The following is a 24908-nucleotide window of genomic DNA, read 5'->3' on the forward strand; positions in this document are numbered from 1 at the left end:
AAGATTTTTTCAACTTTACCACGGGTTTTGTTCGCTTTTATAATGCTAAAAGTGATCGGTCGTTTTCCACTCAAAAAAATGCTGATTTTAATCGCGGCTTTTTCTTCGCTAAGTTGGTTGATGATCGGCACAATCGTTTACTTAGTCAAAGGACTAGATCCGCTTTTGATTGATCTTTTGGGCGGAGTGGCCGAAGCTTGCGTAGCAACCATGACGATACTTTTAGGTTATGAATTTGTTTCGCGACTTTCAACGCTTAACACTCGACCGACGGTTTTTGTGATTTTTAACTCGGTCACTTACGGAATTGGCGGAATAATTTTTGTCCAAATTAACGCTTTTTTATCTAAGACGGTAGTTTTTGGTGCCGAAGGATTTTTAGTTTGGTTAGTGATGTCAATTGCCGTAGCCGTTTCTCTAGTGATTGTGGCTATCTTCTTCAGGGAGCAAGACTACTTAACCGCGAAACTGACGAACACCTTTTTGATAAGCAAACCACTAAGCAGAGGAGAGGGTAGCTATGATCACTCTTTACGTATGAATTCGCGTCCGATGCTTGGCCTACCGAAAAGTTACGCATCGCTCGGTTTTAAACTGGGAAAAAACTAAGTTAATTGAGCGCGGTTTAAAGCTACCAAATCTTGCCAGTTTTGAAAGCCCTTTTCGAACAATTAAAACTCGCTTTGGTAACCTAAAACTTTACCGGCACGGAAAAAGTTCCCAAGTGGTAGTTTTTGTCAACGGCCTAGTTAGTAACCACTGCAGCGCTTTACGATTAGTTGACTACTGGAATTCGCGTCAATACAGCGTGATTGCTTACGACAACTATGGATGGAGCGATTCGCGACAATTTGGCAAAACAACGTTGGGTAAAAAAGAAGCGCTTTTACTCAAAGATGTTTTAGATTTTGTCAAGGAACATATTCGCCCTTCTAAACTAATCGTTTACGGCGAATCAATGGGCGGAGCCACGCTTTACCGTTTCATTGATAAGTTTGGTGCGCGCCAAGCCGATAAGTTTATCGTGGATGCTGGTTATTTCTCATTTTTTAAAAATGTGATTTGACTCGGCTACCGTCAAATTTGAATTTTTATTTGGTTAGCTTATTTGCCTCTCTTATTAGTTTTTTACTTACAAGGTTGACCAATTAAATCTTTTATTAGTTCGGAAAAATTGTCGACCCTGAAAAACGTTTACCACCTTCAATCCAAGGGAGATTCTTTGGTCGCTTACCGACACACTAAAAAATGGTTGCCTTACGTCAAGCACCACGTTTACACAAACGAAAATGTTCGGCATGTTTTAGGGTGGTACGACGCTTTAGCTGAGCATTACGAAACTCTGGACGAGTGGATTGGTTACCGAGCAAATTAATGACCTATTTAATCGCTCACCGCGGATTTCGCTCCGGAGACAAAGAAAATCGGCCGTTGATTTTCAAAATGCGTTGCAATTTACCCGCGCGGTTGAGTTTGATGTGCGCCTCACCCGGGACAAACAAGTTTTGATTTTTCACGACGAGGATTTTTATCGCATCGCTCGTGATTCGCGTCGAGTCAAAAGTTTGGATTTTGCCCAAATTCAGCAGATCGATTTTTTCCTTAACAAGCCCGATTTTACACCGCTTTTGTTTGATGATTTTATGGAAAAGTTTGGCGATGATTACCAGTTAATCAACGTGGAAATTAAACCTGACCAGTACACCTTAGAGGAAGAGAAAATTATTTTCAATAAAATTCAAAGTTGAAAACATTTAAAAGCTCAAATCATCGTTTCCAGTTTTGATTTTGATTTACAAAAAAAGATTATCAAGTTACCCTCTCGTTTTAAGAAAGGTTTTCTTTTCAACCGTTTCAGCGATTTAAACAAAATGTCTTGGAGTGATTTTGACTACTTACACGTGCCATTTAAATTGCTCAACTCTCCGCGCTACATCAAAACATTTAAAGAAATTAACCGACCTTTAATCGGTTGAACCTACCAAAACCAAAGCCAAGCTAACCGATCTAAACAAATTTATCAGCAGCAAATGTACGGCTACATTAGCGACAACCCCGAACTTAAACTTTAGTTTTTTTAGTAAAGTCTTCGTAAATTTGAGCAAGCTTACTTTCGTACAAGTTAGAGCGGTCAATTTGGAAAAACTCTTTGTTCACTAATTCTCGGGGTAGGTAGTTTTGTGCGATGAAATGACGAGGGAAATTATGCGGGTATAAATAACCTTTGCCGTGCCCCAGTTTACCAGCCGATTTGTAACTTGCATCTCTGAGATGAGTTGGCACCGAATGAGCCTGACCATCCTTAGTTACGAACTCGTAAGTTTTTTTGATCGCTAAGTAGCCGCTGTTTGATTTTTCGCTCAGAGCCATCTCAATTGTCACTAGGCCAAGCGGAATCATCCCCTCGGGCAAACCAATTTGGCGAAAACAGTCCACAGCGGTTTTAACTTTAACAGCGATAATCGGGTTGGCCAGCCCAACATCTTCGTAAGCTGTCACCAACATTCTCCGCATCAAAGCTTGGTGGTCGCCGTTCGCTAAAAGACGGGATAAATAGTACAAACTGGCGTTTACGTCGCTGCCCCGAACAGATTTTTGGTAGGCCGACAAAAGATCGTAGTGTTGGTCGCCGTAATGCGCTCCGGTCAGATGGGTGGAATTGAAAATTCCCGCGATTTTTTGTGCATCAATCAAACGTTTTTCGGGGAAAAGACGGGCGGCCAATTCAATGGTTTTCAGAGCATAACGCAAGTCGCCGTTACTAGAGTTAGCGATCAGTTCAAGCGCCTCGCTAGCAAAATTAGTTTTTTTGAGCAGCTAAAATTTTTTGTGCAACCGTTTTTAAAATATTCAAAATTTGTTCCGAGCTAAAGCGGATGAACTTCAATGATTTGGACGCGACTTCTTAAAGCGGATTAACGACGAAAAAAGGGTTTTCAGTCGTGGTAGCAAAGAGCAGCAATTTTTCTTGGTCAAGCGCTTGAAGAATGATGTCTTGGCGGTCGCGGTTAATGCGGTGAATTTCTTCAACAATCAAAATTGACATTGACTTTTCGCGCGAACTTTGGATAATTCTCTCTAATTCATTTTTTTTGTCAAGAGCCGAGTTGAAAACGTGAAACGTGAGTTTTAACTCGCGCGCCAAAGTTAATGCCAAGGTGGTTTTACCCGAACCGGGCGGTCCATAAAAATAACAGCGAAGGCGTAAATTTCTTTTTAACTATTTGCTTAATGAGCAAATAACGCGAACCAAGCATACTTTCTAAACTCCCCATTTCCAAAAGTGATTTGGGAGTTAATAAATTGCTCAAATTAATTTTGCTTTTAGCCATATCCCAATCATACTACGCGCTTTGAGAGATATTTTTAACCCGTTAGTCAAAATCAGTTCGGCTACCATCACTCGGTATAATGAGTTTATGCTCTGCTTAAAAATGATTACTCAAAACTTTGATTTAGTCAAAAATAAACTAGCTAGTCGAGGTTTTGACACCAAAGTTTTGACTCAAATCGTTGATTTATCGCGAGAGCGTTCCAAGATGTTAACTAGTCTCCAAAAAAAAGAGGCTGATCGGAATGTTTTAAGCAAACGTTTTGGGTCGCTCAGCCAAGAGGATAAAAGTCAAAAAAACCAAATTATTGCCAAAAGTCAGTCAGCTCAAAAAGACGATTGAAACGGCCAAAGAAAAAGTCGCTCAAGTTGAACTCGCTCTTAACAATTTGCTTGCAACTGTCCCTAATTTACCCGAGGATGATGTGCCAGTTGGGTTGGACGAATCAAGCAACAAAGTAATCAAAAGTTGAGCTCCCGAGCAGTTTGATTTCTCTCGTTCAGTCGTTGCCCACTACGAACTAGGGGCTGAGAAAAAACTTTTTGACTTTGTTAGTTCGGCTCAAATGGTTGGCGCTCGTTTTTGAACTTACTTAGATTGGGGTGCTCGACTAGTTAGGGCGTGCAGCAATTTAATGCTTGATTTTCACTCGTCAAGCGGCTTTCGCGAGTTAAATTTACCTTTGATTGTTAACGAAAAAACTATGTATGGAAGTGGTCAATTACCCAAGTTTGCCAATGATCTTTTCCGAATTTCTGGTCGCAACTGGTACCTGATTCCTACGAGCGAAGTTTCGCTGGTTGGTTTTTACAGCCAGCAAATTTTAGATTTATCAAGACAATTAAGTTAACTGCTTATTCGCCGTGTTTTCGCGCTGAAGCTGGTTCTGGCGGGCGCGATACGCGCGGACTAATTCGCGGTCACCAGTTTCATAAAGTAGAGTTAGTGACAATTAGTTCTCCTGCCGATGGACCATCGCTTTTTGAGTCGGTGGTTAACCAAGTGGCTCAACTCTTAGAAAAATTGCACTTACCTTACCGGCAAGTGCTGCTTTGCACGGGCGATTTAGGTTTTGCCGCTAGCAAGACGATTGACTTTGAAGTTTGATTACCTTCTGAAAACACTTACCGCGAAATTTCCTCGGTCTCTCTATGCCGTGATTTTCAAGCTCGTCGAAGTTTAATCCGAGGCAAAAATGCTGACGGGGAAAAATACTACGCCTGAACAATTAACGGTTCAGGCTTAGCGCTTGACCGCACCGTGGCAGCCTTAATTGAAAACCACCAATCGGAGGGCAAAATCAAATTACCTGCGGCTCTTAGCGCTTACCTAGGCGCTAAGGAAATTAAACTTTCTTCAAAAACTTAATCGCGTCTTTGAGCGGTTTGACTTGGTTAGTTTTCTCCCAACTTAAGTCTAAATCAAGTCTTCCAAAGTGACCGTAAGTGGCCAATTGTTGGTAAATCGGTTTTCTTAGGTTGAGTTTTTCAATTATTCCCGACGGCGAAAGATCAAAAACTTTTTTAACAGCTTTTAAAATCACTTCGGGATCTTCTTTGTGGGTTCCAAATGTTTCTAAACTGATTGAAATTGGTTTGTTAACACCGATGGCATAGGAAATTTGGGTTTCCACCTCGTCAGCCAGACCAGCCGCGACAATATTTTTGGCGATTCAACGGGCCGCGTAAGCGCCCGAACGATCCATTTTAGTGTAGTCCTTGCCAGAAAACGATCCGCCGCCATGACGTCCTTTACCACCGTAAGTGTCCACGATAATTTTGCGGCCAGTTAAACCGGTATCGGCAAAAGTCCCGCCGATGGTAAATTTTCCGGCTGGATTAATCAAAATTTTGCAGTCGGTGTTGAGCCCGTATTTTTTGGCAACTGGCTCAATAATTTTTTCTTAATAAAACTTTGGAACTTTTTTAAATCGCAATCGTGTTCGTGCTGAATTGAGATAACTACCGTATCCAGTCTGAAAGGTTTTTTGACCGTAATCAATGCTTACTTGCGATTTCATGTCTGATTTAGCGTGGGGAAATTTCTTTTTGCGGCGTAGTTTTTCGGCTAACTTGAGCAACTCGTGAGCTAAAACGATTGATAAAGGCATCATTTCCGGAGTTTCGCGCGTGGCATAGCCAAACTTAATGCCTTGGTCGCCCGCTCCAATCTCACCGTTTTTTTTATCAACGCTCGCTTGGATGTCGACTGATTGACGGTTAATGCTGACGATAATGGTGAAATCGTCTTGGTTGTAGCCAAGCGGCTGAATAACTTGCTCAACTATTTGGCGGAAGTTAAGCACGGCGTTAGTTTTTGCTTCTCCGCAAACGAAAATAGTTCGTTTAAAAGCAACGACCTCAATCGCAGTTCGACAGTTAGGGTCTTTTGCAAGGTAGGCGTCTAAAATTGCGTCAGCAATTTGGTCGCACATTTTATCAGGGTGACCGGCTCCGACCGATTCGGAAGTAAATAAACACTGGTAAATTTTTTGCTTTGCCACGTTTTGCTCCTGATCTTAAATTTAAAAAACATCCGTCTGCCAATTACTCGAAAGTTAAAACAGCCAGGATGTTTTAATTCAAAAGAAATCTTACAACAATTTTAAAAGTTTTTGGATTTCCCTACCGACGCCGCTGTGGTTATTGTCATAGTTGCTGACGCTGGTCGCGTAGGAAACTACTTCCGGAGTAGAACCGAGCATGGCATAACTTAAATCAGCTTTTTTAAAGAGCGGAATGTCGTTCCGTCCGTTTCCAAAAACCACTGTGTAAGTGATTTGATCCCATTTTTTAACTTTCATAAAGGCGGTATATTTGCTAATTTGGCTGGGGACCACGTGAATAATTGTTTTTTCAGGTCAAATCTCCCAAGGGTGAAAGTCTAAATCAGTTTTGTATTGTCTTGATAACGTTTGGGTAATTTTGGAAACGGTTAATTTGGCGTGTTTTTTCACGGTAAAGTAACAACCAATCGCTTGAAAGGGAGCGTTTCAGGCGATTTTTTTAACTGGTATTTTTTGACCAAAGAGCGGACCAATTACCGGTGAATTAGAGTTAGTTGCCAAAATTTGTTGCGCGGTTTGGACCATAAAATCATCAACGTTTTGATTTAAAATCGGCTCGTTAAAAAGTTTTTTAAGTGCCGAGAAAGAAATCGTTTTTTGCCAAACAATTTCATTTTTACGACTAATCACTTGACCGGCCGAAGTAATAAACCACGAATCAAGACCGAGCTTTTTGTAAAACTGGTAGGAGTGTTGGAAAGACTTGCCTGTCACTAAGTAAACTTGCCAACCGGCTTGACGAGCTTGGTTAATCATTTTTTGGTTAAACACACTAATCTTATTTTGGTCATCAAGCAAAGTTCCGTCTAAGTCGATTAGCAACGCGCGCTTCATTACTCCACCACGTTCAAATAGCGACTCATCGATAAAAGTGCATCCTCAACTCCTTGCACACCGACGCCCGAATCTTTGATGCCCAAGAAAGGAAATTGATCCGGACCGCGCGAAGAAGCGCCGTTAATGTTGACGCTTCCCGATTCAATTTGATTAGCCACGGATCGGGCTCACTTGTAGTCGCTTGTGTACAGCGAGTTTTGCAGCCCATAGTGGGTGTCGTTAATTAACTTTAGCGCTTTTTCATCGCTGTCGCAAACCACCACTGGCAACAGCGGACCAAAAGCCTCCTCTTGTCAACTCAAACTGCTCGGACTAGTTTGCACAATCGTGTTTTCAAACTGGTTGCCGCGTCTTTTTCCGCCGAGCAAAATTTTGTTCACCGGTTCTTGGAGCATTTTTGAAACCCAGTCTGCCGCAGCTGTGTTGACTAGGGGCAAGGTCGGCAAATGCCGTGCTTCTTTAATTAAAAGCGGCAAAAAAGCGTCCTTGATATCGGCGTGTAAAATTAGCCTTTTAATCGCGGTGCAGCGCTGCCCGGCATAACCGAAAGCACCTTTAGCAATCGATTGCGCCGCTTTTTTTAAGTCGGCATCGCTCCGCACGTAAGCCGCGTCGTTACCGCCCAGTTCAAGCACAATTGGCACAAGCGGTCGCAATTTGGCTATCCGCTGCCCGACTTTGATTCCGCCCGTGAAACTGATCATACTTACGGCCGGATGCTTAGTTAATAGGTCTCCGATTTGACTGCCAGAGCCTGTCAAAAAGTTAAAAACTCCCGGCGGCAGTTTTAGGGCATCAAACAAAGTCGCTAAGAGGTAACCCACTAACGAACCGTTTGTGGCCGGCTTGAAAACAACCGAGTTACCAGCCAGCAGAGCTGGCACAATTTTACTGAGCGATAAATTGACTGGGTAATTAAAAGGGGAAATAGCTAGTACAACGCCGAGCGGCACGCGGTAAATGGTGGCGGTTTTTCCCTCCGCAGTTATTTTTTTGCGCATTACTTTTTGGTAAGTCGCAATTGTTAAATTGATGTACTCAATTGATCTTAGAACTTCTTGCTGACCTTGAGCAAGCGGTTTAGCAATTTCTTGTTCCATCATTTTAGCCAGCTTGTTGGCATTGTTTTTCAGTTCTTGCGTTAACTTTTTTAAAAAACTAGCTCTTGTTTGTCACCTAGTCAACGACCAAGGACCCTGAGCAGATTGAGCCGCTTTGAAAGCAGCGTTAATTTGCTGGGCATTTAATTGGGGAACTGAGCCGACCGGTTTTTGTTTTAAAGCACCGATAATGGTGAGTTTTTTTTTCAGACTCAACAAATGCCCCGTTAATGTAAGCCGCGCCTTTTAACATCAACCTTATTTTAATACAAGCTTTGTGGACTGCCGAGTCAACAAATGCAACTTTCTTTTTGACGTTAAAGTTTGTTTTAAGAGGTTTAAAATTATCTTTAAACTTATTTGTTTAAGTCTGGAGGCGAAAAAATGGCAATGCTACAGTTGAGTGACGGAAATAAAATGCCAAAAATTGGCTACGGAACTTGGCTCATTGAACCGCAAGTAGCGCGCGAAAGAGTTTTGACGGCTTACAAAGTTGGCTACCGCCACTTTGATACGGCCCAAGTTTACAATAACGAGTACGAAATTGGGCAAGCGATTGAGAAATTAGATCGTCACAAACTTTTCATCACTACCAAGGTTTGACTACCCAACTATAACAGCGAGGAAATTTTCCTCAAGTCAGTCCGACAATCTTTGGAACGTCTTAAAGTTAGACACGTTGATCTTTTGCTTTTACACTGGCCAGTTAAAGGTAAAAACGTCAAAGCTTACCAGTACTTAGAAAAGGCTAAAGACCTTGGACTTACTAAAAGTATCGGCGTTTCTAACTTCATGGTTAATCACCTGGAAGAGATTTTGGAAATTGCTCGCCACAAACCAGTGGTTAACCAGATTGAGTTCCAGCCGCTTGTCCAACAAAAGCAGTTGGTTAAATTTTGTCAAGATCACGACATCGCTGTCACGGGTTATTCCAATTTAAAGTCTTACCTAGATGGCCGACTGACGGCCCGCGAAAACGCCATTTTAACTGCCATAGCCCAAGATATTAAACGGAGCGTACCCCAGGTAATTTTGCGCTGAGTTTACCAGAGCGGCATCATTTTAATTCCCAAAAGTTCTTCCGAATCACGGATGGCCGAGAACTTAGCGGTGGTTAACTTTAGTTTAACCGACGAGCAAATGGAAAAAATAAATTCCCTTGACCACGATAATTATGACAAGGCAGAGCAAATTTATTTAGGCCACTCTTGGGCTGGCGCTGAGTTAAAAAAACCAGACTTTCTCTTCGAAAAGCATTTCAAATAAGTCAATTTAACTGGTCCATTTTACCAACTTAACGTACTGAATTTTAAGCGGTTAAGTATAATTAACTCGCCATGAAATTAGGGATTATCGTTGATTCGTCTTGTGCTTTAAGTCAAAAAGAGGCTGAGGCGAGAGGTTGGGGTTTTTTGCCAATCATCGCCACAATTGACGGTAAAGATTATTTAGACGGAGTTGATTTAACCGCTGAGCAGTATTACAGCATGATCCGCTTAGAGATGCAAGTAAAGACTGCCACTACCCCGCTTGGTTTAGTCAAAAAGACGATCAAACAAATTGCCGCTAAGTACGACTACGTTCTGATTTATCCTCTTTCCAAACATTTATCTGCTCAAACCCAAAATTTAATTAATAACACCGCCGGAATGGATAAGGTTTTTGTCGTGCCTTCGGAAGCAGTCGGTTACTCAATCGTGACTGATTGCGAAATTCTTTTGGACTTAGCTAAAAAGGGCGTCTCGTGGGAAAAAATTAAAGAGGCTGCCAATCAACTAACGAGTCAACAATTCGGACTAGCTATTCCTAAAACCTTAACTTGGTTAGTGCGCGGAGGACGTGTTTCGCCCGCTTTAGCTTCGATGGCTAAACTCTTAAAAATTGTGCCTATTATTGCTTTGGAACACGGCAAATTGGAAAAGTTTGGTAAAAGTCGCGTTTTTGACAAAACGTTTGAAAAAATTTCTCGCATCATTACCAAAGAATACAAAAACCGCTCTTCTTTCCAATTTTCGATTTACCACGGCAACCACCCTGAAATTGATCGTCTGAAACAAATTGCGCAAAAATATCTCACGATTTCGCACGTGAAACTTTTTCCTCCTGTGATTGCTAACCACATTGGACCTGGCGTAGCAGGCGTTTTGGCTCACCGCAAAGACATCAAAGATTAACCGAATTCGAGCAACTTTCGGTAAGTCTTTTCGACTAAAACTAAACCGAGCGGAGCAGTAACTAAAATTGAAAAAATCGCGTAAGAAAGAATGGTTGTGGCGTAAACGATCAAAATTGAGTTGCCCGAGTTAGTTACTAACGAGAGCGGAACCGCACCCAGAGCTGCTTGAACAGTGGCTTTAGGTAAATAAGCAAAAACGCAAAAAAGCCTTTCTTTTGCATTCAATGGCGATTTAATTAAACAAAGTCAGACGCCCAAACCGCGAACCAAAAGACCAACTAGAAGAATCGGTAAAATTCAGGCAATTTGTCGCATGTCAGCTTGGTGAATATCCATTTTAGCTGCAATCAAAACAAAGAGCAACATCTTAGCAATTTCCCAAATCCGGTCGAGCGGTTTCTCGCTGCGCTCTGCAAATGATGGGCTCAAGTTTTTAATCGCAAAACCAGTTGCTACAGCGGTAATTGTCCCAGCGATTAATAAGACCCCCGCTCAAAAATTGAGAGTAAAAAGCATCGCTAGCAGCAGACTTAAGCAAAACGCAACACTAAATTTTTGGTGGACATTTTTGAAAAAATACTTGGCTAAAATAAGGCCGACTAGGAGTCCAATCAGTAGGCCTAGTCCAAAGCGAATCACTTCCTCGGCTCCGCTCAGTCAAGTCGGCAAAAAACTCGCTAAACCGCCCGTTGCATGACCAGAAAGCTGGTGGACTTTGGTTCAAACTCCGATCGTCGCCCCAAAGACGCTAATGCTAATAATGTCATCTAAACTAGCCCCGGTTAAAACTATTTGACTAACGTGATTACGGGTGCCATAACCTTCTTTTTCAATTCTTAGCATGGAAGGCACGACCACGGCAGGAGATACGGCCGAAATAATAAAACCTAACATGCACGATTCGAGTCAAGGTAATTTAATTAAAAAATGACTAAGCATCATGACCGCAAGCGCTTCGCAAAGGTTGGGGACAAAACTGAGCAAAAAACTGTCGCGCCAAGTTTTTTTGAGCACTTGCACGCTAATGCCTAAACCTGCTTTTAGCAGCACTACAACTAGAGCAAAACTAATTAAGTAGGAACTCAAGTTTAATTTAGCAAAAAATTCCAACTGTGGATTTTGAGCTAAACTGCTTATTTCTTTCATCCCAACTAGCGGATAACTGAGTAAATTTAGCACGCTCTTGCCTAAAATAAAACCGATTGCTAAGTAGCCCACAATTTCAAGTCGTCATTTTTTTAAAAGATGGTAGGTAATTAAACCGCTCGTGAGCAGCAATAAAAAGTCAATCGTTAAACAAATTAGCAATACTCCAACCGGCGCATTTGCCAATGACTTACTAAATCATTCAAACGTGTTAACCATTGGTTTTTATAATCCGTTAAAAAAATGGCAGGGGTAGCAGGACTCGAACCCACAACACACGGGTTTGAAGCCCGTTGTTCTACCAATTGAACTATACCCCTACTTGGTGCGATTTATTTGTTGCCAAGAGCGACTTTTTTAGTCGCCAAAAGCAGTTTGTTAATTTTTTGAACTATTTTTTGCGGACTTTCTTCCAGTGACGCTTTGCCTCCAGCTGCGCGGGCGTGACCTCCTCCTTCAAATTGATTAGCCAGGGAAATTAAATTAATACTGTTGGAGCGGAAATTTATTTTTCAATACTTTTGACCGGTTTCCGGGTCAAGATATCACACGAATAGCATTCAAATTGGGTAATCTTTTACGTTAGCGATCATTGACAGAAAACGTTGAGGTGGCAGTTTCGGGTATTTTTCAATAAATTTTTGGTCAATTACTCCGTAAACTACCTTACCTTGTAATTGAGCACTTTGTAAAAATTCCACTTGCGCTTGGAGAAACTCCTTAGATTTGGAGTAGAAGTTTTTAAAGAAAAAGTCAAGCGTTTTGTCGTGGACATTTTTGAGTAATTCTGAATAATAAAGCGGCGCTTTGGGATCAGCTAAACTGTAAGCAAAATTACCCGTGTCGGTCAAAATACCGATCAGCAAGTAAAAACTGCTTTGTTCGTCAAGTTTAATTTTTAGTCGATCAATTATTTCAAAAGCTTGTAAAGCTGATGCTGCGTAATTAGGGTCATGAATGTAAACGTTGACGGGAAAATCAATCTTGTTTTGATGGTGGTCAAAACAAACTTTTTGGCCCGCTTTTTGGTACTGCTCAAACTGAGCGACGCGACTTTTAACGGCCACATCACCAACTATCGCTAGCCAACTCTCATCAATGTTTTCTACAAAACGATCTTTAGTTAGTTTTAAAAACGGGAACAGCTCGCTCAACGCTTTGTAATCTCCCACTAGGCGGATATCTTTCTCGGGAAAACGAATTTTGAGCGCTAAACATAAACCATAAGAGCAAGCAAAAGTGTCTCCATCGGGAAAAACGTGGTGAAACAAAGCCACCTTGTCAAATTTCTTAATTAAGGCGATCGCTTGCTTGATTAACTTTTCTTTTTTTCGCTCAACAAATTGTTTTGATACCATGACTATTTACGAGAAGGAAGTTTCTTTTCAATCGTTGTGATGATATCTTCAATTGTTTTAATGCTCTCTAGTTCTTGGTCTGAGATGGCAATTTTAAGTTGTTCCTCAACGTCAGTAATTAGTTCTACCAAATCTAGCGAATCTATTCCGATCGCTAGCACTTCGGAATTAGTGTCAAACTTTTGGTTTGTCAGCGTTTTCAATTTTTCAAAGACCATTTTTTTAACATTCATAGACTTAATTATACCAGTCTGCCCAGGCAGGTTTATTCGACCCGGAGACGGTAAGTTTGGCTGGTCCGCTTTTTTTTCGCGCTCTAATTCAAAACCAACCACAACTTCTTGCGGACTAATTTGATTGACTCCGTACCAGAGACGATCTTTTTGGCCGATTTCAATTTGACTCACTACGTAAGCGACCACTTCGCTCACCATTGATTCGCTAATAATTGCTTGCAAAGAAGAAATTCTTAGGTGACGATAAAAATCTTGACTATTTAGCTTGGGAAAACTTCTTCGTTGGAACTCGGCAGTACGCCCGGTTTAAAAGTTATCAGTTTTTCCTTTGGATCTTGGTTAGAGTCGGACTTTTTGGTTGAGTAAACTAAAACCAAAATTAACGAAAGTGATCCGACGCAAACGCTCAGAGGAACTAACGCTCCAAGTATTTTGAGCAACTTATTTTTCACTGAGACGCCTAAGTATTTCTAAATTTAAAAGTCGACCTTTTTTCTTCAAATACTCTATAAGTGTTTTTTGCCCTCGCTGATTGAAATAACGAGTCTTCTTAACTTCATCTTTGGGCGCGAGGTTTTCCGCGATTAAAAGTCGAATTAGTCCGTAGTAAGCATCTAAAATCGGTTTTTCAATCCAGTTAACACTAGCGATTGTAAATTGATCATAAACGCCGTTGAGTGAAGTTTTAAGCTCCCGTTCGTAAAGACCCTGAAAGTTTCAGGGTACTTGGTCACCCACTTGAGCGCTAGGATCGCGGCCGATTTTAACTTCACCAGTTTGGTAGTCGTAAAACGTGGTTTGAAAAGTTAGAATACGACCGACTAAGAAAGTTGATAAGTTACCTTGCTGGGTTGATAAATTAGTTTGCACTGGTTGGCTTATGCCTTCAAAGTAGGTGATTAGTTTTTGGTTACTTTTTAGAGCCGAGGTTTTTAGGGAACCAACTTGGACAAAATGGTCAAATGTGGGCAAACTCCATCGTCGTTGTGCACGTAAATCTGGGCTAAAACTTCGGCGTTTTTCCAAGGATTAATTTTTCAGGCACGACTACCATGTGGTTGTACTGAACTTGGCTGATGGGAACAATGCGCCGCAATTTATCGGTTTGAAAATTAAACCGTTTGCTGCCGTGACCATCTTCCCAAGGGATGGTAAAGGCAATTTTTTTAGGTAGTTTTAAGTGTAATGCTTGGTTAGGGTAGAGCGTTTTTTGGTTAACTGGGTAGTAAAAGTGAGGAGTTAGGATGTAAGTAATGTAATCAATTGGGATTGATTGACTTACGTAAGTGCGCCTGAGTCCGAAAGCAATCATTTTAGACGATCTTAGTTTTTGGTTTTTAAACTGACTACGGTGGTAAGTGTGCCTTGACACGGGTCTGGGAAATGTGGTTTTAAAACCTTGGCTAATTTGAAAAGCGTTGTTAACGTTGATAAAAGATGATCCCTCGCCGTGTTTTACCATCGGAATGTCGTGTAGATAAATGTCGACATCAAAAGTGTCATCAACCAAATTTCGTTTGATTCATGAGGCTTCGCTCATTTGGTTTAGGTAAGGTCAAGATAAACCGCCCTTCAAAAAAACATACGGTTTTAATTGAAATTTTTCTTCAATTGTGACTAAGTCGAGCGGATTTTTAAGCATAAAGCATAAAAAGAAATTGGTCAATCGCTTCGTGCTTTAGTTTGTAATAAGTCGTTTTAGATCAGTGTTGCAAATACCAGTGCGGATTAGGGTCGACTTCAATGAAATCTTTTTCTAAAATTTGAACGTAATCTCGTCGCAGCAAAGACAAAATCGTTTCAAAAATTGACATCGTTTTAATGTTGAGCAAGTTTTGTTTTCTCATTGAGTCTGATAAGTTGTTGGAGTGTTTAAATTTTGTTTCGTAAATGTTGTGGGCATTTTTTATTTTCTTAAACATCAAGCAAACTTTAGTGATCAGAAGTTTTTTGTCACGGTACGGAATTTTGTTAATACTTTCGATACTCATTTAGAGCGTTTTACCTCCAACTAAATATTGGTAAAACGACAAATTTTGTTAAAAAAAACACCCCCTGCGTTTCAAGGAGTGAGGGAAGTGATATGGTGGCTCCGCCAGGAATCGAACCAGGGACACACGGAGCTTCAATCCGTTGCTCTACCGACTGAGCTACAGAGCCGTGGCGGTCTAGACGGGAATCGAACCCGCGATTTCCTCCGTGACAGGGAGGTGTATTAACCACTTTACCACTAGACCATGGGAGCGGGGGACAGGATTCGAACCTGCGACCTTTGGATTATGAGCCCAACGAGCTAACCACTGCTCCACCCCGCCATTTAAGGCAGAGTTATTATACGATAAGATTCTGGCAAAAAGACGAGTATTCTACTTAGTTTATCGCAAAAGCAAACGGTTACTAACTTGGTCAGGCCGGGATAATTATTGACCTACAATTAACTTTATTGTATATAATGGCGGAAAGAACAACACTTCTTCTTTTGCTAGAATTGAGCACTAATAATTTAATTCTCAATCAAAAGGAACTCAATCAAAATGGCTGACATCAACATATTTGCGCTCGGTGGACAAGACGAAAACGGAAAAAATTGTTACGTTCTAGAAGTTAATCGTGACATTTACGTGATTAACGCTGGTATTAAAGTGCCCATTAATAACCGTTACGGAATTGACGGGATTATTCCAAGTTTTGACTACTTAGTCAAACGTCGTAAATCAATTAAAGGTATTTTCATTACCCACGCTCATGACGATGTTTTTGCCGCGCTTCCTTGGTTGATTATGGATTTAAAGGGCGTGAAAATCTACGCCTCTAACTTCACTAGCAAAGTTATCAAAGACCGCATCTCAAAGTACAAAATTAACCACCAAGACTACGAGATTAAAGTCATCAACAAGCGGATGAATTTTGGTTCTGTAGAAGTTGAGCCTTTTGAAGTAGCTAATTCAATCGTTGGTTCTTACTGCTACAAGTTTTTGACGCCCGACGGCGACATTGTTTTTATGTCTAACTTTATCATTGACGACCTTGGTCAATTTGGTAAAACTAGTTTAAACCGCATCGCTCAACCCAATCGAAAAATTTTAGCGCTCATGTTAGATGCTCGTCGCTCTAATTTTCACGGCCGCTCTTCGGAGCACAAAAGCGTTGTACCAATTATTGAACCCCAGTTTAGCAGCGCATCTCCGACCGAAAGAATTATCGTCGGTGCTTATGACGAAGAAATGTACGTGTTGCAAGAAGTTCTTGAACTGTGCGTCAAATATAACCGCCCGGTTGTTTTGTACGGAAGAACTTACCAAACTCTTTACAACTTTTTAAAAATGGAAAACCCGAGTTTATCAGAACCCCGCATTTTAGATTACCGCACTATTAGTAAACACGATAACGCAGTTGTTCTCATCACTGGCACTTGGTCAAGACTTTACCAGCGTTTTGTTCGAATTGCCGAGCGCGCCGATGTTTATCTTAAACTCAAAAGCACCGATCGCATCGTTATGATCGCGCCGCCGATTAATGGTTTAGAAGTTGAGTACACCCAAATGCTTGACAAAGTTACTATGACAACGGCCAATATCACCGAGGTAACTTACAGCGATTATTACTCGCTGCGTCCGGCTGACTTAGACATTCGCGAAACAGTTCAGGTCTTAAAACCGCAGTATTTTATTCCCATTTCAGCTTTGTACCGTTACTTAGTAGTCGCTAAAAAACTTAGCCGCTCAAGAATGCGTGACGCTTGACCGTTCAATTGTTCTCCAAAACGGCAAAGTGGTTTGAATTCAAAACGGCCGACTTGTGTCGCAAAAAGGTCGGATTAAAGAGCAAGACGAAGTCATAATTGACGGTTTTGGCATCGGGGACATTTCTTACGAAGTAATTAAGGAGCGCGAAGTTTTATCGGCTAATGGACTAGTTAGCATCGCGATTCAAATTAACCCTAAGAGCAAAAAAATTGTTCGAGAAAACAGTTCCATCCAATTCGTTGGTGTGGCAGGTAAATCTAAGATTGAAGAGCTAAACCTCTTAACTTGGCAAGTTCTAGAACAAAAAGTAGAACAAGCCGAAAAGTGGGATGTGAAAGAGGTTCAAAACAGTGTGCGAAAAAGACTCAAAAAACTGCTAGTCCGGTTAATTGAAAAAACTCCGATTGTTTTAGTGACTTTTTACGAAGTGTAAGCGTTTTAGTTAATCTATAATTGTGGAATAACCCATGCCAAAACAAAAAACAGAAACTTCTTATTTGTGGTGAAAAGATCAAAAAATCTTTGGCACTTGCCTGCTCATAGTAGCGGTTAGTTTTCAAATTTTTGCTTTTTTAGACATTCCCGTCATGACCACTATTCACGGTTACACCGTCGGCCTAATGCTTGGATTTTACAACCCGCTTTTTTACGCCTTAGTTATTTACGTCGCTCTGCGCTACTTAACCAGCGGACGATTAGTGTTGCCCAGGTGAATCAAAATTAAAACTAGCACTTACTGCGTTTTGGTGGTTTCAATTTTGTTTGTTTCGGCTTCTTCAGGCTACTACCAAACTGAAACGGGATGATTCGCAGTTGGTCCGAAAACTTGGACCGCCTTTGAAAGGTGGTTTCTCGACTTTACTAGAAATTGGAACGCTTGGTTTCCGGCTAACACAAACGGAGGCGTAATTGGCGTTTTTCTCTACTCTTTCTTTGCCATGATACTTTCTGGAGTTGGCGCTTTCGTGGTGGCAATCTTATGGGTGGTGGTACCTTTTTCCATTCTTTTCACAGGCTCTGTTTGAGGTCTTTATTACCGACTACTAAGTAACCGGGTGGTTTTAAAAGTTAAGCCAATTAAGCGCAAAAAAGTTGCCAAATCTTCCGTGGCAACCATTGCCGCAACCCAAGGCGACTCAGTCAGCTCTGAGCAAGTTGTTAAAGGCGAAAAAGTCGCTCTGGATTTAGTCGTTGATAAGCCTAATTTACCGACTAGCGATTTAACTCAGGAAGAAACGACCTTTGATGACCCTTTTTAAATTTTGTTATAATTTTTCTTAAATTAGCAAGGAATCAAAATGCCCAACCGAAGAAAAAAATCTTTCCAAGATCACCGCAAACGTTTAATTGAGCGCGGAGTGATTACCAAACTAGATAAACTGGAAAAAATCAAATTTAAGCGCAGCTAACCAGAAAATAGAGACTGGGCACGTTTCTTCTATAATATTTTTGCATTTCAATGAAAAGAATAACGTTTAACCGCGACAAGTATGGAACGCTTGATTTTTTAATGGCTTTGTTTGTTTTACTAGTTCATTGCCTAGCTTTTGCTTTTTACTTAGCACTTGTCCTTTCGCTTTACTTTCTTTTTTACGGTGATTTTAATTTATCGCCAGCCAAATGAATAACTCTCTTGGCCTATCCGCTTAGTTTGGGCGTATTTTTTAACGCCACTCTTCAAATTATTTACAGCGAAATAGGCGGTCTTTGAATTAGGATGTCAATGTGACTTCACACTTTTATTTTGGCAGGTTTAATCGCGGTGATTGTTTTTGTGGTGAATTAATGAGAAAAATAACTTGAAGCGAATGTCAAAAAGAAATTAAAACGGGAACTCACCTCGTGGTCTTTACGACCGAGTGGTGCGGTGATTGCAAAATGGCCAAGCCCATCTTGAGGGATCTTCAGAAAGAGTTTGCTAATGACCCGATTTCTTTTGTTGAAGTTGACGCTCAAGAAGCCGCCCTTTTTGGCCGGGAAAATTCCGGTTCTTGAAAAGTGCTCAAAGTTCCCGCTTTTTACTTAGTCAAAGACGGCCACGCTCATTTGCTCGGGTATGAATACTTGCCGTTTGAAAAGTTAAAACAAGCGATTAGTCTCGTGGTTCCTAGAGGTAAGACATAAGATGGACCAAAGCCGACTAGATCACATTCCGGCTAAACCAGGCATTTACTTGTGGAAAGATCAAATCGGCGAAATTTTATACGTTGGCAAAGCTAAGAATCTTCGCAATCGCATGCGGCAGTATTTTCGGGGTATGCTTAACTCTTATAAAACCGCTGCCTTAGTTAGGCAAATATCTGATTTTGACTACATCATCACACCCAACGAAAGAGATGCGCTAATTTTAGAAAAAAACTTCATTGAAAAGCATCTTCCGAAGTTCAACGTCAAACTTTTAGACGATAAACACTATCCCTACATTGAAGTCAGACGCACTCAAGGTTTAACCATCAAAACTCTTTACCGAATTCGATCACAGAAGGCCGCTAAAAACGCTTTTTATTACGGGCCTTTTCCGACCGGGTTTGGTGTTCGTAAAATCGTTAATCTTTTAAACAGAATGTACGTTTATGAAAAAGGTCTGCCGATTGTCAATTTTGACTTGGCCACCTTAGATATTAAGTTTCGAGAAATTAAAAAGCTTCTATCTAGTCAAACACGTCACCTAGTTAAATTTTTGAAAGAAAAGATGCAAATTGCGGCTGAAAAACATAACTATGAAATGGCCCATGAAATCAAACAAACTATTCAAGCGCTTGAAACATTGGAAAACCACCAAACGGCCCGGATTAATAACTTGAAAAACATCGACGTAGTCGTTTTTTTAGAACAAGAGGGCTACTTGGCCGTTTCGATGCTTTTTTACCGCCAAGGCAACTTGCTATCGCGCTACGAAAAAATCGTCGAAAAAATCGCTCCCACGCCCGACACCATTCGCCAGTTTGTCAGTCAATACTACCAATCCAACCTCAAACCGGATATGCTACTTTCCAACTGAAACTTTGAAAGTACCGATTTTCAAGTTATCGTTCCGCGCCAAGGTAACAACAAAAAAATTGTTGACTTAGCGATTGAAAACGCCCGGGATAATTTAGCGGAAAAATTAAAACAGTTTAAGTTGGTTCAGTCAAGCAAACAGAAAGTTTTGCAAGATCTTCAAACGATTCTAGGGCTTGAAAGTCTTAGTCAAATTGACATAGTTGACACTTCTCACACCAACAACACTTTACCAATCGGCGTGGTAGTAGTTTACCAAGAGGGCGTGAAAGTGCCGCGTAAATTTAGAAAATACAGTTTAACTGCTGGCGCTAGAAAGGCCGACGTTGAGTACATGCAGCAACTTTTATTCAAACACTATGAGGAGCGTAAAAACGCTTGACCCAGTTTACTAATTGTAGACGGAGGTCGTGCTCAACAAAACATAGCCCAAAAGATTTTGCCGAGCGTTCCGGTCGTGGCACTTGGTAAAAATCGCGAACACAAGACCGATTATTTACTTAATCCGATCGGACAAAAAATTAAGCTCAAAAAATCTGATTTGTATAATTTTTTAAGTGGGATGCAAATTGAAGTTGATCGTTATGCCAAAGTAATTCACCGCCGCAAAAGACAAACTACTTTGGAGGGGATTTTAACTAGCATTAAAGGCATTGGTCTTGCTACTGAAAAAAAACTCCTCGAACATTTTGGTGATTACGCCAGCATTTACAACGCTTCAGTTGACGAGCTAACCAAGGTGGTACCAATGCGGTTAGCTCGGGCTATTAAAGAGAGATTAGGGGAAAAATAACATGTTCACAATTTTAGTCATTTCCGACAACCACGGCGATAAGGCTGTGATGGAAAAAGTTTTGGAAAAAGAGAGTTACGATTACAGCGTTCACCTAGGTGACTCTCAAATGAGCGAGGCCGAAATTAAAAGCATGTTTAACTTTTACGTGGGAGGAAACAACGACCAAGACTTTAGCGTTGAAGAGGAAGTGATCGAATTCGACCACCTAAGAATTGCGATTTGTCACGGTCACACCGTTTTTGACCGCTCGGGAGGTAGGCAATTGGCGCTAGCCCAGTTTGCTCAAAAATATCGCGCTTCAGTTGTCTTTTTTGGTCACACGCACATTCCCGTTTGGGAAAACTACCAGGGTTTAACTTTGATTAATCCCGGTTCAATTACTTTCCCGCGTTCGTTTGAAGGTAAGACTTACTGCCTAGTTGAAATCGATGATTACAAAATTGCTAACGTGATTTTTAAAAACCCTTAATCTAATCAAACTCTAAGGTGTTAAAATAAAAGTTATCACTTAATCGGTCGTGTAGCTCAGTAGGATAGAGCACGTGCCTTCTAAGCATGTGGTCGCAGGTTCGACTCCTGCCACGATCGCCATTTTTTTATTGACCTAATTGATTATGTCGCCGAACTACTACCAAAACAAGTTAAACCAAATTGAAAAATTAGCCAGCGAAAAACGGTTTGAAGAGGCTTACAAGTTAGTTCGTGAGGAACTTGACCTTCCTTATGTGCCTTGGAAATACGAGCAATTTTTTCGGCGTTGGAACGACTTTTTAGTTCGGGAGTTAAAACAACTTTCTCCCGACCAAAAGGCAACCATAATGAGCCAGGAAGAGTTTTGCCAATCACTAACCAGTCAAGATGCCCAAAAAATTGCTTTAGCTTTGCAAAGTGCCCGCCACATTAATCTCCACCCCATTCAAGACCAGGTCAAAAATTGAATTAACCAAGCAGACTCTGCCAATCGCTTGGCCAAAATCATTTTGATGGATGAGTTAGCTCGACAAAAAATTGGCGGTCAAGTTGTTTTTGAAAACCAAAAGGTTGACTTAGCCAAGTTTGACCAGTATTTTGACGCTAGTTTCTACACCGAAGTTTTAGAAGAGTTTGACAAACTCAGCACCCAAAATCCTTCTCTGCAAAAATTAGCGGTTCAAAACTTCAAAAATTATTTGTTGGCCAATTTTCCTCAGTCTGTTCAGCGTCCCAACCTAGCTAAAGCAATTGTGCGAGTAACGCAAAAAATGCTCGGTGCAAAAGTTGATCTTACCACCGAAGAAAAACTGATTCTCAAGCAAATTAAAGAATTTTAAGCGTTAAGTTCAATTAAACGGTTGATAACCTTATCGTTAATAATTGGCACTTGGGCGTAATTTTTACCGATCATTTTTTTAATCTCTTCAATCGGCTTGTTGTACATTTTGGCAAATTTTTGGTACTGCTGCTCAAAATCTTCCTCGGTTGGACGAATTTTTTCAGCCCGAGCTATTTCGGCAAAAATGAATGAGTCAACTAATCTTTTCACAGCTTGCTCGCGAAAGTGATCGTTAAGTTTGCGCTCATCTAAACCGAGCGAAGAAGCGTAGTCTTTCAAAGTGTAATTTTGGCGTTTAAGATTTTCGCTAAATTGCTCCTTGATAGCTTGAACCTCTTTATCAATTAATACATCCGGCACAACCACTTTTGTGTTGGATTTGAGTTTTTCAAAAACAGCTTGAATAAATTTATGGCGACTTTGCATGGCGTTTTGTTCAACAAACATTTCGCGAATGTGTTGACGAAGTTCTTTTAAATTGCTAACGTTTTTTAGTCCGACTTCTTGGGCTAATTTATCGTCTAACTCAGGCAGTTCTTTGACTTTAATTTCGTGTATTTTTATTTTAAAGACCGCCGCTTTACCTTTTAAAGATGCTACGTTGTAATCGTCGGGAAAGTTAACTTTTATTTCGCTTTCCTGTCCTTTAGCAAGACCGATCATTTGCTCTTCAAAACCAGGAATGAATTTCTGAGACCCAATTTCTAAAACGTAATCTTTTGCCCGACCGTTTTCAAATGGCTTGCCTTCTATGAAGCCTTCAAAGTCAAATTTGACTAAGTGCCCTTTGGCGATTTTGCCTTCGTAAGGAACGAGTAAGGCGTGTTTTTCGCGGAGATTTTCGAGTTCTTTTTCGATTTGACTTTCCTCAATTTTGACGCTCTCGTATTTGATTCCCAAGTTTTTGTAGTTGGCTAAATTAATTTTGGGGTAGACAGCGTAACGTAGTTCAATCGCCAATTCTTTGTCGCTAATTTTGTTAATTTTAGGGACTGGTTGGTCAAGAATTTTATCCTCGGGCGAAATTAATTCCCGGGCTTTTTTAACTAAGTCATCAAGTATTTTATCAATCGCTTTGGCTTGAATTTCGTGCTTACTAATGTGCTGTTTAGCAATCGCTTCTGGCACTTGGCCTTTGCGAAAACCTTTAACTAAGAGCGAATTACGAAGTTGTTCGAAACTATTTTTTTGGGCAGCAACTCACTGAGCACTTTCGACTTCGTTCACTATAACTAACTCTGACTTTTGGGCGTCAAAAACTTTTTTCATCCTTACATCCTTTGGTTGGTATGGGCTTATGCACACTGATTATACATTATCCAAATTAGTAAAAAATTAATCGGGTAAAATACACTTACTATGTCTAAGCCTCGCCTTGTAACCGGCATTACCGCGACTGGAAAAATAACTTTGGGAAATTACATCGGCGCGATCAAGCAGTTGATAGCTTTGCAAGATCGTTACGAATTGTTTGTTTTTGTGGCTGATTTACACGCTTTGACGATTGAAATAGACGCTAAAACTTTGGTTTCTAACCGTCAGCAAATCGCAGCGCTGTATTTGGCTTGCGGTTTAGATCCTAAAAAAGTAACTTTGTTTTACCAATCTGATGTCCCAGCCCACACTCAACTAGCTTGAATCATGCAAAACATTGTCACGGTGGGCGAACTATCGCGAATGACCCAGTTCAAGGATAAAGGTCAAAAACAAGCTAACCAGACCACCCAAATTCGGGGTGGACTTTTAACTTATCCCACTTTAATGGCGGCCGACATCCTGCTTTACAGCCCCAAATTGGTGCCCGTCGGATCTGATCAAGTCCAACACCTGGAATTGACAGCTCACTTAGCTCAGCGTTTTAACAATAAGTACGGACACACTTTTGAAATACCCGAGCCGCTTTTGCCGACTGTGGGAGCTAAAATTATGTCACTGACAGACCCGACTAAAAAAATGTCGAAATCCGACCCTAACCCTAAAAGTTTCATCGCTTTACTTGACGATCCCGAGCAAGCAGTTGAGAAAATTTTGCGTTCCAAAACCGATTCGGAAAATAAAATTTACGTAGATGAGCAAAAAACCAGGTATCAAAAACTTGCTCACCATTTACGCCGCTTTAACTAACGGTTCGCTGAAGATAGCCAGTCAAATTTTTGCCAAGGAAAACAGTTATTTACCACTTAAGCAAGCCGTGGCGCACGAAGTTAAACAGTGCTTAACAGCGATTCAAAGTCGCTACGAGCATTTTTTTGACAAAACCGAAGAGGTCCTAAAAAAGGGCGCTCAAAAAGCCAATCAAATAGCTAATAAGCAATACCAACTGGTTGCCCAAAAATTGGGACTTCTTTAGTTTTGGTCAACGCTGTCAGTGTTAAATCGACCGTAGTTAAATTTGATTTTAGTCGCGATAATTCAAAGATCTTTGTCAATCGCGTAGAGTTTGCGAATAATGTCGCCCAGTTCTAAGAGCAAAATGGTAGTCGTGATGACTTTTTTATCTTGACCAGTGTAACCAGATTTGAGCGGAATAATTGACCACGCGTGGTGGAAATTACTGTTTTTTAAGTAAGCAGAAACTTTTTCGGGTTGGTTGGAGTAAATATCTAACTTCACTTTTGAGTACTTAGGGTAAATTAGGTCAATAATCACCACGGTCACAAAAAGGTAAGTCAAAGTCCCGATCAAAATTATGAACCACAAATCATGACTGTAAGTTGGACGGTTAAGCGCGACAGAAATGGTAAACGAAATAGCCACCATGAACAAAGAAACAAACGTGTTAATTAAACCGACTGATTTTTTATAACGGTGGGAAAAGTAGTACACGATGATATCAGTGCCGCCCGTTCCGCCGCCGGTTTTTCAAGCTACTCCAATTCCGACGGCTACAATCGCTGCTCCGATCGCGGCCAGCAAAATGACAGTTCAACGCTCTTCGCGAATGGCGTCAATTTCCCGACCGGTTCAAAAACTTTTAATTCAAAATTCGCCAACTTGGGGAATTAGAAAAAATAGTCCGAAAAGCGCTTGTAGGACTAAGAAATAAAGCGATTTATAAATGTAGCGACGGCTGATTTTTTTCCAAAAAATCGCTATGAGCGGAATGTTAAGCGCAAAATAAATTAACGAAGCAAAAGGAGTAGCGTCCGGCGCTAAATAAATCGTCAAGTTTGCAAAAGCCATCAGCCCGGTCGGAAAGATGCCGGCTGCGTTGACAAAAGCGTTAATACCAAAAGCGTATAAAAAAGCTGCTCCAACTAACCAAACCCAGGAAAAGCGTTTCCTCTGCATAAAAAAAGATAT

At 40.8% G+C, this 24908-nt stretch carries 31 protein-coding genes, 5 tRNA genes and 1 pseudogene; 19 read left to right on the forward strand and 18 right to left on the reverse strand.

The window, feature by feature from the left end:
• The first annotated feature begins 51 nt into the window (after positions 1-51).
• Genes CSH31_RS02440 through CSH31_RS02450 form a run of 3 tightly spaced genes read left to right on the forward strand, consistent with a single transcriptional unit; the run spans position 52 to position 2072 of the window.
• Positions 52-609 carry a hypothetical protein gene (locus tag CSH31_RS02440; protein WP_161565683.1) on the forward strand — a complete coding sequence of 186 codons (558 nt, stop codon included), beginning with the start codon at positions 52-54 and terminating at the stop codon, positions 607-609.
• Entirely contained in the window at positions 557-1375 is an 819-nt protein-coding gene (locus tag CSH31_RS02445) for an alpha/beta hydrolase (protein WP_161565684.1), read from the forward strand. The genes CSH31_RS02440 and CSH31_RS02445 overlap by 53 nt, the downstream gene beginning before the upstream one ends.
• Complete coding sequence (locus CSH31_RS02450; protein WP_161565685.1) at positions 1356-2072, forward strand: glycerophosphodiester phosphodiesterase family protein; 717 nt, start codon at positions 1356-1358, stop codon at positions 2070-2072. The genes CSH31_RS02445 and CSH31_RS02450 overlap by 20 nt, the downstream gene beginning before the upstream one ends.
• On the opposite strand, the gene CSH31_RS02455 is transcribed toward CSH31_RS02450, so the two are convergent.
• Together CSH31_RS02455 and CSH31_RS02460 are read right to left on the reverse strand one after the other, a co-directional pair.
• On the reverse strand, positions 2062-2817 hold the full coding sequence (locus CSH31_RS02455) for a hypothetical protein (protein WP_345775196.1): 756 nt from the start codon (positions 2815-2817) through the stop codon (positions 2062-2064). The two genes, CSH31_RS02450 and CSH31_RS02455, sit on opposite strands and share 11 nt — an antisense overlap.
• 88 nt (positions 2818-2905) lie before the next feature.
• Positions 2906-3220, reverse strand: a complete 315-nt coding sequence (locus CSH31_RS02460; protein ID WP_128008720.1) for an AAA family ATPase — start codon at positions 3218-3220, stop codon at positions 2906-2908.
• Between the two features lie 199 nt (positions 3221-3419).
• Here CSH31_RS02460 and CSH31_RS02465 point away from each other — a divergent pair, with 199 nt between their 5' ends.
• The 3 genes from CSH31_RS02465 to CSH31_RS02470 are packed head-to-tail and all read left to right on the forward strand — an operon-like array spanning position 3420 to position 4700.
• On the forward strand, positions 3420-3716 hold the full coding sequence (locus tag CSH31_RS02465; protein ID WP_128008721.1) for a hypothetical protein: 297 nt from the start codon (positions 3420-3422) through the stop codon (positions 3714-3716).
• Positions 3640-4182 carry a hypothetical protein gene (locus tag CSH31_RS04635; protein WP_236630699.1) on the forward strand — a complete coding sequence of 181 codons (543 nt, stop codon included), beginning with the start codon at positions 3640-3642 and terminating at the stop codon, positions 4180-4182. Before CSH31_RS02465 ends, CSH31_RS04635 begins: the two co-directional genes overlap by 77 nt.
• Positions 4179-4700 (forward strand): aminoacyl--tRNA ligase-related protein, encoded by a 522-nt coding sequence (locus CSH31_RS02470; protein WP_236630737.1) that lies wholly within the window; start codon positions 4179-4181, stop codon positions 4698-4700. Before CSH31_RS04635 ends, CSH31_RS02470 begins: the two co-directional genes overlap by 4 nt.
• On the opposite strand, the pseudogene metK reads toward CSH31_RS02470, so the two are convergent.
• The 3 genes and pseudogenes from metK to CSH31_RS02485 all read right to left on the reverse strand — a co-directional run bounded on the left by metK (position 4678) and on the right by CSH31_RS02485 (position 8051).
• Positions 4678-5820 (reverse strand): annotated as a pseudogene (metK, locus tag CSH31_RS02475) (methionine adenosyltransferase). The gene CSH31_RS02470 and the pseudogene metK sit on opposite strands and share 23 nt — an antisense overlap.
• A 105-nt stretch (positions 5821-5925) precedes the next feature.
• Complete coding sequence (locus CSH31_RS02480) at positions 5926-6720, reverse strand: HAD family hydrolase (protein ID WP_161565687.1); 795 nt, start codon at positions 6718-6720, stop codon at positions 5926-5928.
• Positions 6721-6731: 11 nt separating this feature from the next.
• Positions 6732-8051, reverse strand: a complete 1320-nt coding sequence (locus tag CSH31_RS02485; RefSeq protein WP_128008724.1) for an aldehyde dehydrogenase family protein — start codon at positions 8049-8051, stop codon at positions 6732-6734.
• 201 nt (positions 8052-8252) lie between these two features.
• Here CSH31_RS02485 and CSH31_RS02490 point away from each other — a divergent pair, with 201 nt between their 5' ends.
• The gene (locus CSH31_RS02490; RefSeq protein WP_161565688.1) at positions 8253-9101 is read left to right on the forward strand and encodes an aldo/keto reductase; all 849 of its coding nucleotides are present in this window, start codon (positions 8253-8255) and stop codon (positions 9099-9101) included.
• Between the two features lie 71 nt (positions 9102-9172).
• Positions 9173-10009, forward strand: a complete 837-nt coding sequence (locus CSH31_RS02495; RefSeq protein WP_128008725.1) for a DegV family protein — start codon at positions 9173-9175, stop codon at positions 10007-10009.
• On the opposite strand, the gene CSH31_RS02500 is transcribed toward CSH31_RS02495, so the two are convergent.
• The 11 genes from CSH31_RS02500 to CSH31_RS02550 form a co-directional block, all read right to left on the reverse strand.
• Complete coding sequence (locus CSH31_RS02500) at positions 10006-11343, reverse strand: cation:proton antiporter (protein WP_148669006.1); 1338 nt, start codon at positions 11341-11343, stop codon at positions 10006-10008. The two genes, CSH31_RS02495 and CSH31_RS02500, sit on opposite strands and share 4 nt — an antisense overlap.
• A gap of 58 nt (positions 11344-11401) precedes the next feature.
• Positions 11402-11477: transfer RNA gene (locus CSH31_RS02505), tRNA-Trp, on the reverse strand.
• Positions 11478-11489: 12 nt separating this feature from the next.
• On the reverse strand, positions 11490-12515 hold the full coding sequence (locus CSH31_RS02510; RefSeq protein ID WP_127942858.1) for a DHH family phosphoesterase: 1026 nt from the start codon (positions 12513-12515) through the stop codon (positions 11490-11492).
• 2 nt (positions 12516-12517) lie between these two features.
• Positions 12518-12973: an acyl carrier protein gene (locus CSH31_RS02515; RefSeq protein ID WP_128008727.1), complete on the reverse strand. Its 456-nt coding sequence runs from the start codon at positions 12971-12973 to the stop codon at positions 12518-12520.
• A gap of 38 nt (positions 12974-13011) precedes the next feature.
• A complete protein-coding gene (locus tag CSH31_RS02520; RefSeq protein WP_128008728.1) occupies positions 13012-13203 on the reverse strand; it encodes a hypothetical protein in 192 nt (63 codons plus the stop codon).
• Positions 13193-13723 carry a hypothetical protein gene (locus CSH31_RS02525; protein WP_128008729.1) on the reverse strand — a complete coding sequence of 177 codons (531 nt, stop codon included), beginning with the start codon at positions 13721-13723 and terminating at the stop codon, positions 13193-13195. The genes CSH31_RS02520 and CSH31_RS02525 overlap by 11 nt, the downstream gene beginning before the upstream one ends.
• A 31-nt stretch (positions 13724-13754) precedes the next feature.
• Positions 13755-14393, reverse strand: a complete 639-nt coding sequence (locus tag CSH31_RS02530; RefSeq protein ID WP_128008730.1) for a hypothetical protein — start codon at positions 14391-14393, stop codon at positions 13755-13757.
• Positions 14386-14742, reverse strand: coding sequence for an MG284/MPN403 family protein (locus CSH31_RS02535; protein ID WP_127942862.1), 357 nt, complete (start codon positions 14740-14742; stop codon positions 14386-14388). Before CSH31_RS02535 ends, CSH31_RS02530 begins: the two co-directional genes overlap by 8 nt.
• Before the next feature lie 93 nt (positions 14743-14835).
• Positions 14836-14911, reverse strand: a tRNA-Phe gene (locus CSH31_RS02540).
• 1 nt (position 14912) lies between these two features.
• Positions 14913-14988: transfer RNA gene (locus CSH31_RS02545), tRNA-Asp, on the reverse strand.
• Position 14989: 1 nt separating this feature from the next.
• A tRNA-Met gene (locus tag CSH31_RS02550) sits at positions 14990-15066 on the reverse strand.
• Between the two features lie 219 nt (positions 15067-15285).
• Between CSH31_RS02550 and CSH31_RS02555 the strand changes: the two genes are divergently transcribed.
• The 9 genes from CSH31_RS02555 (at position 15286) to CSH31_RS02595 (ending at position 21603) form a co-directional block, all read left to right on the forward strand.
• Positions 15286-16572, forward strand: coding sequence for a ribonuclease J (locus CSH31_RS02555; protein ID WP_128008732.1), 1287 nt, complete (start codon positions 15286-15288; stop codon positions 16570-16572).
• A complete protein-coding gene (locus CSH31_RS02560) occupies positions 16550-16930 on the forward strand; it encodes a hypothetical protein (protein WP_128008733.1) in 381 nt (126 codons plus the stop codon). The genes CSH31_RS02555 and CSH31_RS02560 overlap by 23 nt, the downstream gene beginning before the upstream one ends.
• Positions 16931-16964: 34 nt before the next feature.
• Positions 16965-17756 (forward strand): hypothetical protein, encoded by a 792-nt coding sequence (locus CSH31_RS02565; RefSeq protein ID WP_127942864.1) that lies wholly within the window; start codon positions 16965-16967, stop codon positions 17754-17756.
• A 200-nt stretch (positions 17757-17956) separates the two neighbouring features.
• Positions 17957-18283 carry a hypothetical protein gene (locus CSH31_RS02570; protein ID WP_127942865.1) on the forward strand — a complete coding sequence of 109 codons (327 nt, stop codon included), beginning with the start codon at positions 17957-17959 and terminating at the stop codon, positions 18281-18283.
• Positions 18283-18621, forward strand: a complete 339-nt coding sequence (locus CSH31_RS02575) for a thioredoxin family protein (RefSeq protein WP_127942866.1) — start codon at positions 18283-18285, stop codon at positions 18619-18621. Before CSH31_RS02570 ends, CSH31_RS02575 begins: the two co-directional genes overlap by 1 nt.
• A gap of 1 nt (position 18622) precedes the next feature.
• Positions 18623-20290, forward strand: a complete 1668-nt coding sequence (locus CSH31_RS02580; RefSeq protein WP_128008734.1) for a GIY-YIG nuclease family protein — start codon at positions 18623-18625, stop codon at positions 20288-20290.
• Between the two features lies 1 nt (position 20291).
• Positions 20292-20762, forward strand: a complete 471-nt coding sequence (locus tag CSH31_RS02585) for a YfcE family phosphodiesterase (protein WP_128008735.1) — start codon at positions 20292-20294, stop codon at positions 20760-20762.
• Positions 20763-20807: 45 nt separating this feature from the next.
• Positions 20808-20884 (forward strand) — tRNA-Arg (locus CSH31_RS02590).
• Between the two features lie 23 nt (positions 20885-20907).
• On the forward strand, positions 20908-21603 hold the full coding sequence (locus CSH31_RS02595) for a DUF3196 family protein (protein WP_128008736.1): 696 nt from the start codon (positions 20908-20910) through the stop codon (positions 21601-21603).
• On the opposite strand, the gene tig is transcribed toward CSH31_RS02595, so the two are convergent.
• Positions 21600-22874 (reverse strand): trigger factor, encoded by a 1275-nt coding sequence (gene tig / locus CSH31_RS02600; RefSeq protein ID WP_128008737.1) that lies wholly within the window; start codon positions 22872-22874, stop codon positions 21600-21602. The two genes, CSH31_RS02595 and tig, sit on opposite strands and share 4 nt — an antisense overlap.
• 90 nt (positions 22875-22964) lie before the next feature.
• Between tig and trpS the strand changes: the two genes are divergently transcribed.
• Complete coding sequence (gene trpS, locus CSH31_RS02605; RefSeq protein WP_345775174.1) at positions 22965-23729, forward strand: tryptophan--tRNA ligase; 765 nt, start codon at positions 22965-22967, stop codon at positions 23727-23729.
• Positions 23701-23955 carry a hypothetical protein gene (locus CSH31_RS04980; RefSeq protein WP_345775175.1) on the forward strand — a complete coding sequence of 85 codons (255 nt, stop codon included), beginning with the start codon at positions 23701-23703 and terminating at the stop codon, positions 23953-23955. The genes trpS and CSH31_RS04980 overlap by 29 nt, the downstream gene beginning before the upstream one ends.
• Here CSH31_RS04980 and CSH31_RS02610 read toward each other — a convergent pair.
• Positions 23952-24896 carry a YitT family protein gene (locus tag CSH31_RS02610; RefSeq protein WP_161565689.1) on the reverse strand — a complete coding sequence of 315 codons (945 nt, stop codon included), beginning with the start codon at positions 24894-24896 and terminating at the stop codon, positions 23952-23954. The two genes, CSH31_RS04980 and CSH31_RS02610, sit on opposite strands and share 4 nt — an antisense overlap.
• Positions 24897-24908: the final 12 nt, after the last annotated feature.

The sequence above is a fragment of the Mycoplasma sp. ATU-Cv-508 genome (genome assembly GCF_004011945.1).
Lineage (GTDB): Bacteria > Bacillota_I > Bacilli_A > Mycoplasmatales > Metamycoplasmataceae > RYZV01.